Here is a 12429-nt window from a genome sequence, read left to right as displayed (position 1 = left end):
CCCGGATCCCGAAACTGCGGAGTCCACCTTCACCGCGGTCGCGCGCACCACCACCTCCAAAACTCGTATACATCTTAGATACAAGCCGTGGGCCAGTACGATGGGCGCGTGTCGCACGCAACATCTCCGGAATCCGAACCAACAGCCAGAACGAGCACCGGCCGCACGAACTCCCCACCGGCTGCCGACCGCGCCTATCAGCACGTCAAGGCCGGCCTGCTCGACGGCAGCTACCCGGATGGTGCTCTCCTCTCCGAAGGAGAGATCGCGCAAAGCCTGCAGATGTCACGCACCCCGGTACGTGAAGCGTTCCTGCAGCTGCAAGCCGAAGGCTTCCTGCGTCTGTACCCCAAGCGCGGCGCCCTCGTCGTCCCGGTCAACCCTGCCGAGACACAAGCCCTCATGGAAGCACGAATGGCTCTGGAAACCTTCGCCATCGACAAGCTCGCCGGGCAGGGCACCGACATGCTGCGCGCGGTCGGCCACGAACTCACCGAACACCCTGCCTGCGACGCCACCGACCTGTCCGACGCCGACATGCACGAATCCGATCGCGCTTTCCACGCCCACCTCGTCTCCGCAGCAGGCAACTCCATCGTCGCCGACCTCTACAACACCCTGCGCGACCGGCAGCTCCGCATCACCTCCACCGCCCGCACCCACGAACCACCCCGCCGAGACACCGTCACCCACCAGCACACCCAACTCGCCGAAGCCATCCGCGATGGCGATCCCGAGCGCGCCAAGACCCAACTCCGGGAACATCTTCTGCACACCGTCCGAGCTCTCGGAATGTCCGGCGGCACGTTCCTGGAACGGGACTGAGGTTGTCCTTGCGGGCCTGTGCGGCACACCGCTCGTGTCGGCCCAGTGCTCCGGTTGCTACGGCCGGCCGCAAAGTAGCGAGGGCGTGTGATCGTCGCCGCTTGCTGCGGCCTACGGTGGGTTCATGTATCTGGAGAACTTGATCGTCGACGCGGTCGAGCCGCAGCGACTGGGCCGGTTCTGGGAAGCGGTGGTCGGTGGTGAGCGGCTCACCGACGAGCCTGACATCGTCGAGACCCGGCTCACCATCGAGGGCGGGCCGGTGCTGGACTTGTGCTTCCCAGGAGTCGCTTCCGAGCCGGCCTCCGAGCCGCCGCGGCTGCACCTCGACCTCCTCGGCGGGGCCAACCAGGCCGGCGAGGTCGACCGGCTGCTCGGACTGGGCGCACGATACCTCGACATCGGCCAGGGCGATGTGCCCTGGGCGGTGCTCGCCGACCCGGAGGGCAATTCCTGCTGCGTGATGGAGCACCGGGCAGCGCACGTCGACACCGGCCCGATCGCGGCGTTCCCACTCGCCTCCGCCGACCCGGACCGCGATGCGGAGTTCTGGTCCTGGCTGACCGGCTGGACCGACGCGCCCGGGTCCGCGCCCCGAACGTTGCGCCACCCGTCGCTGCGAGGTCCCCTCCTCGAACTGCGCCCCGAGCCGGCCCCCAAGGGCACGGCCAAGAACCGGCTGCACCTCGACATCCGGCTCGAGACCGGAGACGATCCCGACAAGGTCGCGGCAGGCATCACCGAGCGCGGCGGCCGCGAGCTCCACCCCGACTGGGGCGAGCTGCCGTGGCGGATCTACACCGACCCGTCGGGCAACGAGCTGTGCGTGCTGCCGGCCCGGTCGTGAGGCACGGTCCTGCACCTTCAACTGTGGCTGCCAATCTGGCGCCGGCCAGGTTGGTGCCGTTGTCCGCACCGAAAGTATCGAGGAAACCGGAATAGTAGGAGTGCCGGTAAGCATGCTGCTATCAACCGCAATCGCGGTCGGCGCGCAGCGGGTCCGTGAGCTGATCACCGATCCGGCCCGGCGACCTCTCTGGGACGGCAACGAAAACCCGGCCGAGGCCGCAGCCGGGCAGCGCATCCGCAGTGTCGGTGAGGTGTTCACCGTGGCGCTGACGAAAGACGGCCTGCGGGAAAATAACGGGGTGGAGTCCGACGAGGAGCGCCGCCCTGCGGGACGACAGAACCCAGGAGTGCACGAGCGATGACCAATGCCCTGCCTCTGACGCAGCTTCGTGATGCGGTCGACCGGACAGTTGCCGCTGGTGCGGCACGCGTCACCCTGCACCTGGACTTCGCACAGAACCGGGCAAAATTCGACGCCGCCGTGCCGCGACGCCGCGGGATCCTGCCCGTCCTCGCCAGGGCGATCGTGCGTCGCCTGCCCAAGGGCCTGGACGCCGAAGGATTCCTCGATCTCGCTGGACGCCGCGCCATGTTCGACGAGGGCCGCATTGCGCTGCTGCAACTCGAAGACCGGGTGTGGACCGGCCGCCCTGGGCGCACGCTCGACTCCCTCGGCGCCGAAGCACCACCGCGGTTCGTCACCCCACTGTGGCTGTTCGACACGCTCAACGATGTCACAGCGCTGGAGGACCACGGAATCGATGACGACCCGACGCGGCCATGGCGACACATCACCGCCCGGACAACCGCGCAGGACAACGACGACACGATCGAGGTATGGCTCGACGGCACGCACATCCGACGAATCCGGCTCGGAAGAGACACGACGACCATGACACTGGAGGAGTTCGGCATCGATGTCGACGAGCTGGATTGGACGCGTCTGCCGAGCTACCAAGCAAACGCCGGCACGTCTGAGACCTGACACGGCCACACCCCGACCGGGACGCAGCCGCTCCACCCGCCACCACCACTCGTCGGACAACGATCCCGATCATCCAGCACGCCCACACGGCCCTGGACTCCTGAAGCTGTCCTGAGCCGTGAAGGAGTGGGAAGTCGGTGGTCCTCGGGCCTTGGCCACGGCCATGCCCTCACGGGTGCGCATCCGCAGGAGGTCGACCTCGAACTCGGCGAAGGTGGCCAGGTCGTAGACCTGCCCGCCCAGCGACAGCGCGATGCCGCGCTCGGCCAGGTCGTCGCCGATCGCGCGGGCATCCGGCACCGAGCGGGCCAGCCGATCGAGCTAGTGCCTCGGCTTCATTGTGGAGCACCTGCTCCATTATGCTGCGATCGTGCCTCGACCGCGTGTACATGACCTTGATCAGGTGTTGGACGTTGCCGAGCGGCTCGTCGTCGAGATGGGGCCGGAACGGCTCACCGTGCGCAGGCTCTCGGCGGAGAGCGGCGTGCCCAACGGTGCGATCTACCACGGCTTCGGCTCGTTGGCGGCGCTGCGCGGGCGGATGTGGCTGCGGGCCGCGATCGAGTTCTTGGACCTGCAGCGCGAGCTCATCGATGCGGCGCTGGGTGCAGCAGCGGCGACCGGGTTCGATGCAGCGGTGAATGCGGTGGTTACCGCCGCCGACGCACCGGCAGTGTTGGCGGACCGGCGTCCGGCGGCGGCTCGGATGTTGATGACGGTGCGCCGGGAGCAGTTGCTCGGTCCCGATCTCCCTCAGGAGCTCGCCGACTCGCTGCTCGGGTTGGACCGCAGACTGGTGTCCGAGGTGCTGTGCCGCTTGGCCTCGGCGCTGTGGGGTCGGCGGGACGGCCCGAGCGTCGAGGTGATCACCACCTGCGTAGTGGATCTGCCAACAGCCCTGCTGCGCCGCGCCCTCAGCCAGGTCACCGCGGACGGCACGGTGCGGATCACCGCCGACGTGCGAGCGCGTCTCGCAACGGCCGTGCGCGCGATCCTCGATCGTGAGCCACCGAGGTACAGGTAAGCCGACCACGACCACTGACAAGGAAGGAACTGCGATGCCCCCGTTGCACGAAGATGACGGCGTCTTCGTCCTGGACCTCGGCGATGACGAGAACCGGTTCTCACCGGACTGGCTCAACGAGGTGAACGCGTCGCTGGACACCGTGGTTGCCCATTCCGATGCCGGGGCGCTCGTCACCACGGGCCAGGGCAAGTTCTACTCCAACGGACTCGACCTGGAGTGGATCACCGAGCACGCCGACCAGCTGGCCTCGTACCGTGCCGACGTGCAGGAACTGTTGGCCCGCGTGCTGACGCTGCCCGTGCCTGCGGTCGCGGCGGTGCACGGCCACGCGTTCGGCGCCGGGGCGATGCTGGCCCTGGCGCACGACTTTCGGGTCATGCGCGCCGATCGGGGTTTCTTCTGCTTCCCAGAAGTCGATATCGACGTCCCGTTCACGCCGGGGATGGCCGCGCTGATCCAGGGCAAGCTCACACCTGCCGCCGCCGTCGAGGCGATGACGACAGGGCGGCGTTTCGGCGGGACGCAGGCCCGCGAGCGCGGTCTGGTCGACCAGGTCGCCGACGAAGGCGACGTGGTGCGCACGGCGGTCGAGCTCGTGCGTCCCCTCGCGGGCAAGAACCGCGACACGCTCGGGGCGATCAAGTCGACCATGTTCGCCTCAGCGGTCACCGCGCTCCGCACGCCCGAACCCACCGCGCAATCCTGACCATCAGCACAACGCGGCAGCAACACACACGCGAACTGATCTGAAAGACAGAGATGACCACCACTGACTCGACTCCCCCGCACTGCCCGCCCGAGCTGCTCACCGGAGCGAAGAAGGTCTCCATCGGATCCGGGCTCACCGGGCTGTTGTGGACCGGAGTGAGAACGCAGCTTTCTGGGCCGGCTCGGCAGTAGCAGAACCGATGCCACGTGGCCAGCCCCGGGCAGCGCGGTTCCGGAGCACGTCCAGCACATCGCGGCGGACGCGGCGGCCGACCTCGATCAGGCCGATCGGCTGGACCCCCACACCTTGGTCATCACCGACGCCTACGACGACACCGAAGCCGGGTTGTGAACACAGCGCCCTACATCCGATCGCACGGACATCGACGACTGGTTCGCGACACTCCTCCGACCTCGACGACGAGCTCTGAACCTCTGTACGCAAGGAATCGCTGAATGAAATAGGTCGTGAATCAGGAGCAGTCCTGCGGTCATTCGTTGCCGAGCTCATCGAGCTCGGCAACGGTTTCGGGGCTGAGCTGAATGTCGGCCGCGTCGAAGTTCTGTTCCAGGTGGGCGGGGTCGGTGGTGCCGGGGATGAGCAGTACCTGGGGAGCGTGGGCCAACAACCAGGCCAGGCCCACCTGCGCCGGTGTCGCACCCGCGCGCTCGGCGGCCGCGGTCACCGCGGGATGATCGGTGACTTTGGCCATGCCCGGCAAGGCGGAGCCGAGCGGGAAGAACGGCACCCACGCGATGTCGTGGGCGCGGCACTCGTCGAGCACCGACTCACCGGAACGGTCGAGCAAGTTGTAGCAGTTCTGGACACACGCGATGCCGATTGGCAGCGCGTGCCGGAGCTGGTCCTGGGTAACGTTGCTCAACCCGATGTCGTCGATCTTGCCTTCCTGTCGCAGGGCCACCAGCTCGGCGAGCTGGTCGTCCAGATCGACGAGCTGATCCCCGCTCGCCTGGATGCCGGGACCACCGCCGTCGAGGCGCCGCAGGTTGACCACATCCAACCGCTCGACGCCCAAGCTGCGCAGATTGGCCTCGACGCTGGCGCGCAGGTCTTCCGGCCGTTGCGCCGGGGCCAGGCCGTACTGGCCGCCGTCGTCGTGGACGGCACCGACCTTGCTGACCACCACGAGGTGCTCGGGGTAGGGGTGCAGCGCAGTGCGGATCAGCTCGTTGACGTGGCCGTCGCCGTAAAACTGCGCGGTGTCGACGTGGTCGACACCCCATTCCACGGCTCGGCGCAGCAGGCTCACCGCCTGCTCCCGCTCGGCGTTCTCCAGTTGCATGGCGCCGTAGCCGACCCGGTTCACGGGCCGGCCGCCGAGGCGTCCCGGTGCGTCGGTTCCGTTCGGATGCACCTGCGCGGTCTCGGCCATCACGGTTACCTCCGTACTAGCATGTCCGTCGTAGGCGGAGGACCCTCCGCCTACGACGGACCTTACACCCAAAACGGAGGATCCTCCACTTATGTCGGACGGTGCTCACGGTGCCGAGCGTGCGGACGCGAAGCGCAACCGCCAGCGGATTATCGAGACCGCCCTGGAAGCCTTCCGTGTCTCGCAGGGGACGGTGGCGCTGGAGGCGATCGCGCGAGACGCCGGTGTCGGCATCGGCACTCTGTACCGACACTTCCCATCACGGGAAGCGTTGATCGAGGCGGTGTACCGCAACGAATTGGCCCGCCTGTGCGACGGTGCCGACGAGCTGGTCGCCACGATGCCGCCCGAACAGGCCCTGCGCGCCTGGATGGGGCACTACGCCGACTTCGTGGCCACCAAGCAGGGCATGGCCGAGACGTTGCGGGCCGTAATCGCCTCCGGCGCCATCACTTCCACCGACACCCGGCAGCACCTGAGCGCGGCAGTCCGAACCATGCTCGACGCCGGCATCACGGCCGGCAGCCTGCGCGACGATGTCTCCGCCGAGGACGTGGTCGCCGGCCTCGCCGGGGTGCTGCTCGCTTGCCAACAGCCGGACCAGCGGCAGCAGGTCGAGCGCCTGCTCGACCTGCTCGTAGACGGACTGCGTCCCCGCACCGAGAACAAGCCGACAGCGACATGCGCTCCCAATTGATCAACGCGGCCATCGCACAGCCGAACCCCCACTGAGACAACCTCGCCCGACCGTCTCGGGCGCGACGCACCGCCATGCGCTGGCACGTCGCTGACCAGGGTTCTCTCAGTAACCTAGTACGGTGAAAATCTCACTGAAGGTGCGTGGGTTCTATTGATCGTTGCAACGCCGCTGGTCGAGGTCGCGGCGAGTCACACCACTGATCGCCGGGTGTCCGTAAGGTTCTCCGGGTTCATGCGGTGGTTGCAACACACCTGAGTATCGGAGGGGTGGTGTTCGTCCGCGGCGCGGCCGGGGGCTGGCAGGGCGGCACCAACGAGAACACGAACGGCAACGGCTTGCTGCGCCAGTATTTCCCGAAAGGCACCGACCTGTCGGTACACAGCGAAGCCGACCTCGACGCCGTTGCTGCCGAGCTCAACGATCGACCCCGCAAGCAATTAGACTTCGCCAAGCCGATCGAGCTGATCGGACCACTGCTGTTGCAATGACCGCTCGAATCCGCCGATCCGTCACCGGACGCTCAGCGGGAATCTGTTGCCTTGGCCGTCCTCGAACAAGGCCCAGCGGCCGAAGAAGAGATCGGTGGGTTCTTGCACGAAGTTCACGCCACGCTCGACGAGTTCACGCCAGGTTGCGTCGACGTCGTCGCAGGCGAGAAAGACCGGGGTGTTGGGTTGGCCCCGGGGCGTGTCGTCGTCAGGATCACCGTCGTGGCGCTCCAAAATCAGGGTGGCGTCGTCCGGCAACCGCACCTCCAGCCAGCGCTCGTCACCGTAGCTGGCGTCCTGAACCAGCTCGCAGCCCAATGTGTCGACCCAGAACCGCTTGGCGCGCTCTTGATCTACGACCCCGATCCGCACCTTGTTGATCCCCAGCAGCATGCGCCACCTCCTTCTACTTGCTTACAGGCGAGCCGATCGTGCCGCACGTCGCCGACACTCGCCAGGAAGTGTCACTGACGAACCCCGTTGCGGGGCTCCTGACAGTCGCAGCGCGGGAAAACGCGCTGGTCGACCCCGTGCTCCTGAAGTTGTCCTGAGCCGTGAAGGAGTGGGAAGTCGGTGGTCCATCGGGCCGGTACAGCCGGATGTTGGAGCCTCTGCCACTGTGCGACTCGGAGGTATTCAGGAGTACGAGGCCGTGGTGGGGTGAGTGTTAGCTTCGGGTCGTGCGGGTCCTTGTGATCGGCTTGCTGGCGTGAGCATCCACCCGCGCGGACGGGATCTGCTCTGCTGCCGATGAGTCCGCCTGGCGTCGGGCCTGAACTGAAGCGGTAGCCCCCGACTGTCCCACCCCTGTGGTGGAACCGAATCCGATACTTATGCGTGGCCCGATCGCCGGTCGAGCGCGGCGCCGACGTCGGGGCAGTTCCTGCGGACGGTGTCGAGGAAGGCGCCCAGCACTGGGGAGCGGTTCCGGTCGGCGAAGGACAGGACGAGGTCGGGCAGCGCCGTGCGTGGGGTCACTTCGCAGAACCGGACCCCCGGGCGCGGGGCCGACAGCATGCGGGAGGGTCCGAGGCCCACGCCGACCTCGCAGGCGGCCAGACCGATGATCGTGTGCACGTCCCTGGCAACGGTCGCACCGTCCAGCGCGGCGGCGTCCTCGCCCAGTAGGGTGCGCAGCCCGGTGGCGATCGCGGGCTCGTCCTCCCCGGCGGCCACGATCAGCGGCTGCCGCCGCAGCTGGTCCACGCTCACGGACGCCTGGCCGGCGTAGGGGTGCGCGCTGCCGACGACGGCGGTCAGATGGGCGTGCCCGACCGGGACGGACACCAGGTGTTCGGCCCCGGCGCCCCGTGGTGGTCCGAGGGTGACGGCCACGTCCAGTTCTCCGGCGATGAGAGCGGCGGTGCTGCGGCCGGATGCCATCTCGTGTAGCTCCAGCCGTACGTCGGGCCGCTCGCGGCCGAACCGGCCCAGGACGTCCGGCAGCGGCTCGAGCAGTGCGGAGGCGATGAACCCCAAGCGCAGTCGACCCGTCTCGCCGCGCGCCGCCCGGTCAGCGTCGACAGCGGCGGCCGTCATCTCCTCCAGTGCCTGCCGCGCTCGGACGAGAAACGCCTCACCCGCGCCGGTCGGGAGCACGCCCTGGCGCGTGCGGTCGAACAGCCGGACCCCGACTTCGCGCTCCAGGTCGGCGATTTGTTTGGACAGCGGGGGCTGTGCGATGCCCAGCGCGCGGGCCGCCCGACCGAAGTGTCCGTGCTCGGCGAGGGCAAGCGCATACCGGAGATGCCGCGTTTCCATGATCCTCCATTCCATACATTAAAAGTATCGCCAAACAGCATTCCATATCTTTCACTTGATGGTGCTGTCGTCACCGACTGGGATGGGAGTCATGACGCCATCCCCGAACACCACGTGCACCGATCTGAACAGCACCGTCTTCGTTCTCGTGCACGGCGCCTGGCACGGCTCGTGGCAGTGGGCGGCAACGCAGCGGGTACTCGCCGGTCTCGGTGCCGCGAGCGTGGCCGTTGACCTGCCTGGGCACGGCTTTGACGCTTCCCTGCCCAGCGGGCACCTGCTGCCCGATCGACCCGGTCTGCTGACCGAGAGGTCGCCGCTCGCCGACGTGACGATGGACGACTGCGCCGATGCCGTCCTGGACACGCTGCGCAAGGTCCGCCGCTACCGCCGTGTTGTGCTCGTCGCTCACAGCGCGGGCGGCGGTCCCGCGTCGCTGGCCGCGGAACGCGCGTCCGAGCTGGTCGACCGCATCATCTACGTCTCCGCGTTCGTCCCCGCAGGCCGCCCCCGGTTTTTCGACTACCTCGGCGCCCCCGAGAACGCCACCGCACGGGGGCAGGACCTCAACCTCGGTGACCCCGAGGCGCTGGGCGCCGTACGGATCGACCCGCTCTCACCGGACCCCTCCTACGTCGAGGAGCTGCGGCAGACCCATTACCACGACACGCCCACCGACCGCTTCGACCGCTGGCGCTCCGCGCTGATCCCCGACCTGCCGCTGGCCATCCCGGCGACCCCGATCACGCTGACCGCGGCGCAGTGGGGCCGTATCCCGCGTACCTTCCTGCGCTGCGCGGAAGACCGGGCGCAACCGACGGCCGCACAGGACCTGATGATCGCGGAGGCCGACCGGGACATGCCGGACGAGCCGTTCACCGTCCGCACCCTGCCGGGCAGCCACAGCCCGTTCGCCGCCCGGCCGCGGGAACTCGCCGAGGCCCTGGTCCGATGAACGACCGGCGATTCCTGCTGCCGGTGGTGCTGAGTACGACCTTCGTGCAGCTGCTCAACGTCACGATCGCGCAGATCGCCGCTCCGGCCATTCGGTCCGGCCTGGGCACGGGCCCCGGTGCGGTGCAGCTCGTGCTGGTCGGATACACCCTGGCATACGCGTGTCTGCTCGTCACCGCCGCACGGCTGGGCGACAGATACGGTTACCGGCGACTGTTCGTACTGGGCACAGCGGTGTTCACGGTCGGCTCGATGGCTTGCGCCGCCGCGCCCGGCGCCGGATGGCTGATCGCGGCCCGGCTGGTTCAGGGCGCGGGCAGTGGCCTGGTCGCCCCGCAGGTGCTCTCGCTCATCCACACCGGCGTTTCCCCGGAACGTCGGCCACGAGCCCTCGCCCTGTACGGCGCCACGATGGGCGTGGCCTCGCTGGCCGGCCCGCTCGTCGGTGGGCTGCTTATCGGCGCCGACCTCTTCGGCCTCGGCTGGCGCGCGGTCTTCCTGGTCACGCTGCCGGTAACGCTCGTCTCGCTGACGGGGGCGACCCTGCTACCTCGTACGCGCGGTACGGACGAGCAGCGCGTGGACTGGGTCGGGGCGACGCTGGCCACCACTGGCTTCGGTGCGCTGATTCTGCCGTGCGCGCTGGGCCGGGAGGCAGGCTGGCCCTGGTGGACGTGGGCATCCTTCGCCGTGGCCGCGGTGGTTCTCAGCTGCTTCGTCCGCACCCTCCGGCATCGGCAGGACCCCCTGATTCACCCGTCGGTTCTGCGAGATGGGACCGCGCGGCGGGGCGTGCTGCTGGTGTTCGTCTTCAACGCCGGGGTGCCGTCGTTCACGTATCTGCTGTTCCTGCACCTGCAGTCCGCCCTCGGATATTCGGCGCTGTCCGCCGCGCTGGTGTCGGCGCCGTTCGCCGCCGCGGCCATCCCGGGCAGCCGGGCAGCCCCGTCCTTCTCCCGTCACCTGGGTCCGACGGCGCTGACGGTCGCAGCGCTGGTCCTGACGGGTATGGCCATGGCGCTCGCGCTGCTTATCGGCACCGGGGCCGGGCGCGTGGCGGCCCTGCCGGTGCTGGCGGCCGGTGGCGCGGCGTTCGGCCTGTTCACAGCCTCGGTGTTCGCACTGGTGCTGGCGAGTGTGCGGTGCGCTGCGGCGAGTTCGGTGTCCGGGCTGCTGCCCACGGCTCAGCAGCTCGGCGGCACGATCGGGGTGACGGCGGCCGGGATGGCCTATTTCGCGCCGGCGGACAGTGCCAGCGCGGCGTTCGGCCACGCCATGTCCTACGAGGCCGCGGTCTTCGTGCTCGCGGCATCGATCGCCCTCCGATTGCGACGGACCAGTTCCGGGCCGGAGCAGTCCGGGAGCAGATCAAGTAGGCCCGAAGGGACGACGAGCAGGTCGGCGAAGAAACTAGATGATCCAGCATGGTAAGCGCGTTCCTCGTTGCCTTCCTCATCATCACCAGTCCCTGGTGATGAACCGTGTTCGCGCAGTCCCTGCACGTTCTCGTGACGCTGGGCGTCTCCTGGCCAGAGCGCAGACTGGTGGGTAGCCAGCACGTGCCGAACGGGATTACCTCTGCTGGATCCGCCCGTGCAGCGTTCACACACCACGAGAAAACCCGTTTGGGGCTGGCCATCATGCCCAACAGCTCGGCCGATCCGCACCGTGAGATCATCAGGTGTGGCGGGCGGTTGCAGCACGAACCGGGGCGAGATCGTGACGTGGCCGCGCAGGCCCGTCTGCTCGATCTGTGCGTCGGATACCTCTCCAACAGGGACTTCGGCGGGAACCCACGGCCTGAACGCGGTTGGGATCCGGGAAACCGGCGGATTCACGGTAACTGGTTTGCCGCTGCTTCGGTCACTGTCCGGTGGCGTCGTGTTCGAGCTGGCTGTCGAGCAGGCGTTCGGCGATGTCTGCGTATCGGCTGCCGGCCGAGATGGACAGGTTGAACACCAGGGACAGGTGCAGCGGATCCGGTCCGGCCGTCAGCGCCTCGTGCAGGATGCGGTCGGTGCGGATGCGGTCGACACTGACGCCGAGGTCGCGCATCGCGTCCAGGATGTAGATGTGGCTGACCGGCTTGGTCTCCAGGGCGGTCCTGCCCGCCAGCAAGACGTGCCGGTTCGGGCTATGTGGCCAGACAGCACGTCGGTGGTCGAGCCAGGACCGCAGTGCGCGGAGGGTCAACTCGCCGAGTCTTTGGTTGTGGCCTGCGAGGGTGATGCGCCGGTTGGGCAGGTCGAGATCGTCGAGCGTGAGGTGTCGGATCGTCCCGGAACTGGTGGCGTGGACGGCGGCCAGCGCGACGATCAGGCGTTGCGCTGGGTTGGTGACGGTCTGTTCGATGGCGCGGATCTCGCTGTCAGTCAACGGAATCAAGTCAGGATCGACGCGGCCGGCCTTCAGATGAGCGGTGGGGTTAGCGAAGACGAGACCGCGTTTGTGACGTCGGCGGTGGTGATCTCCCGGAGGTGATCGTGGTCGAGGGACCACTGTTCGATGACCGGCCTGGCGAACTTGAAGGAGACGTAGAGTCCGGTCGGGCGACCGGGGCCGGGTGCGGCTGTCACCGTCGAGGAGGGTCAGTAACCAAGCTCGGACCACCTCGGCGAATCCGGCCGGGAACCGGCCCGAAATACTCGTCGGCATCAGCCGGCTGCATCTCCCACAACGGCCGCCCAAACCACTCCCGGATAAGCGCCAGATGGTTGGTGTCGTTGCGGATCGTGCTG

General features: G+C 68.1%; 14 protein-coding genes and 3 pseudogenes. 10 read left to right on the top strand and 7 right to left on the bottom strand.

The window, feature by feature from the left end; translation table 11 throughout:
- The first annotated feature begins 108 nt into the window (after positions 1-108).
- The 4 genes from JOF55_RS00080 (at position 109) to JOF55_RS00065 (ending at position 2659) form a co-directional block, all read left to right on the top strand.
- Positions 109-825 (top strand): GntR family transcriptional regulator, encoded by a 717-nt coding sequence (locus JOF55_RS00080; protein ID WP_310267591.1) that lies wholly within the window; start codon positions 109-111, stop codon positions 823-825.
- Between the two features lie 124 nt (positions 826-949).
- Complete coding sequence (locus JOF55_RS00075; protein ID WP_310267589.1) at positions 950-1672, top strand: VOC family protein; 723 nt, start codon at positions 950-952, stop codon at positions 1670-1672.
- Positions 1673-1784: 112 nt separating this feature from the next.
- Positions 1785-2036 carry an SRPBCC family protein gene (locus JOF55_RS00070; RefSeq protein WP_310267586.1) on the top strand — a complete coding sequence of 84 codons (252 nt, stop codon included), beginning with the start codon at positions 1785-1787 and terminating at the stop codon, positions 2034-2036.
- Entirely contained in the window at positions 2033-2659 is a 627-nt protein-coding gene (locus JOF55_RS00065; protein ID WP_310267582.1) for a hypothetical protein, read from the top strand. The genes JOF55_RS00070 and JOF55_RS00065 overlap by 4 nt, the downstream gene beginning before the upstream one ends.
- A 141-nt stretch (positions 2660-2800) precedes the next feature.
- Here JOF55_RS00065 and JOF55_RS00060 read toward each other — a convergent pair.
- Positions 2801-2980, bottom strand: a pseudogene (locus JOF55_RS00060) (recombinase family protein); the annotation flags it as partial.
- 49 nt (positions 2981-3029) lie between these two features.
- Here JOF55_RS00060 and JOF55_RS00055 point away from each other — a divergent pair.
- On the top strand, positions 3030-3683 hold the full coding sequence (locus JOF55_RS00055; RefSeq protein ID WP_310267579.1) for a helix-turn-helix domain-containing protein: 654 nt from the start codon (positions 3030-3032) through the stop codon (positions 3681-3683).
- A 34-nt stretch (positions 3684-3717) separates the two neighbouring features.
- Entirely contained in the window at positions 3718-4392 is a 675-nt protein-coding gene (locus tag JOF55_RS00050) for an enoyl-CoA hydratase-related protein (protein WP_310267576.1), read from the top strand.
- Positions 4393-4885: 493 nt separating this feature from the next.
- On the opposite strand, the gene JOF55_RS00045 is transcribed toward JOF55_RS00050, so the two are convergent.
- Positions 4886-5788 carry an aldo/keto reductase gene (locus tag JOF55_RS00045; RefSeq protein WP_310267573.1) on the bottom strand — a complete coding sequence of 301 codons (903 nt, stop codon included), beginning with the start codon at positions 5786-5788 and terminating at the stop codon, positions 4886-4888.
- A gap of 91 nt (positions 5789-5879) precedes the next feature.
- Here JOF55_RS00045 and JOF55_RS00040 point away from each other — a divergent pair, with 91 nt between their 5' ends.
- Together JOF55_RS00040 and JOF55_RS00035 are read left to right on the top strand one after the other, a co-directional pair.
- Positions 5880-6485: a TetR/AcrR family transcriptional regulator gene (locus tag JOF55_RS00040; protein ID WP_310267570.1), complete on the top strand. Its 606-nt coding sequence runs from the start codon at positions 5880-5882 to the stop codon at positions 6483-6485.
- Positions 6486-6784: 299 nt separating this feature from the next.
- Positions 6785-6976, top strand: a pseudogene (locus JOF55_RS00035) (transposase); the annotation flags it as partial.
- 21 nt (positions 6977-6997) lie between these two features.
- Here JOF55_RS00035 and JOF55_RS00030 read toward each other — a convergent pair.
- Together JOF55_RS00030 and JOF55_RS00025 are read right to left on the bottom strand one after the other, a co-directional pair.
- On the bottom strand, positions 6998-7369 hold the full coding sequence (locus tag JOF55_RS00030; protein ID WP_310267567.1) for a VOC family protein: 372 nt from the start codon (positions 7367-7369) through the stop codon (positions 6998-7000).
- A 438-nt stretch (positions 7370-7807) separates the two neighbouring features.
- Entirely contained in the window at positions 7808-8737 is a 930-nt protein-coding gene (locus JOF55_RS00025) for a LysR family transcriptional regulator (RefSeq protein ID WP_374727330.1), read from the bottom strand.
- Positions 8738-8828: 91 nt separating this feature from the next.
- On the opposite strand from JOF55_RS00025, the gene JOF55_RS00020 reads away from it, so the two are divergent.
- Both JOF55_RS00020 and JOF55_RS00015 read left to right on the top strand, forming a co-directional pair.
- A complete protein-coding gene (locus tag JOF55_RS00020; RefSeq protein ID WP_310267562.1) occupies positions 8829-9692 on the top strand; it encodes an alpha/beta fold hydrolase in 864 nt (287 codons plus the stop codon).
- On the top strand, positions 9689-11122 hold the full coding sequence (locus JOF55_RS00015; protein ID WP_310267559.1) for an MFS transporter: 1434 nt from the start codon (positions 9689-9691) through the stop codon (positions 11120-11122). The genes JOF55_RS00020 and JOF55_RS00015 overlap by 4 nt, the downstream gene beginning before the upstream one ends.
- Positions 11123-11554: 432 nt before the next feature.
- Here the strand turns inward: JOF55_RS00015 and JOF55_RS00010 are convergent, their stop codons facing one another.
- The 3 genes and pseudogenes from JOF55_RS00010 to JOF55_RS24310 form a co-directional block, all read right to left on the bottom strand.
- Positions 11555-12067, bottom strand: coding sequence for a hypothetical protein (locus tag JOF55_RS00010; protein WP_310267556.1), 513 nt, complete (start codon positions 12065-12067; stop codon positions 11555-11557).
- A gap of 32 nt (positions 12068-12099) precedes the next feature.
- Positions 12100-12267, bottom strand: coding sequence for a hypothetical protein (locus JOF55_RS00005; RefSeq protein WP_310267551.1), 168 nt, complete (start codon positions 12265-12267; stop codon positions 12100-12102).
- A gap of 14 nt (positions 12268-12281) precedes the next feature.
- Positions 12282-12429: pseudogene (locus JOF55_RS24310) on the bottom strand (site-specific integrase); the annotation flags it as partial.

This window comes from Haloactinomyces albus (assembly GCF_031458135.1).
Classification (GTDB): domain Bacteria; phylum Actinomycetota; class Actinomycetes; order Mycobacteriales; family Pseudonocardiaceae; genus Haloactinomyces; species Haloactinomyces albus.
The sequence above is the reverse complement of the archived record's forward strand: the minus strand, read 5'-3'. Positions and strand labels throughout refer to the sequence as shown.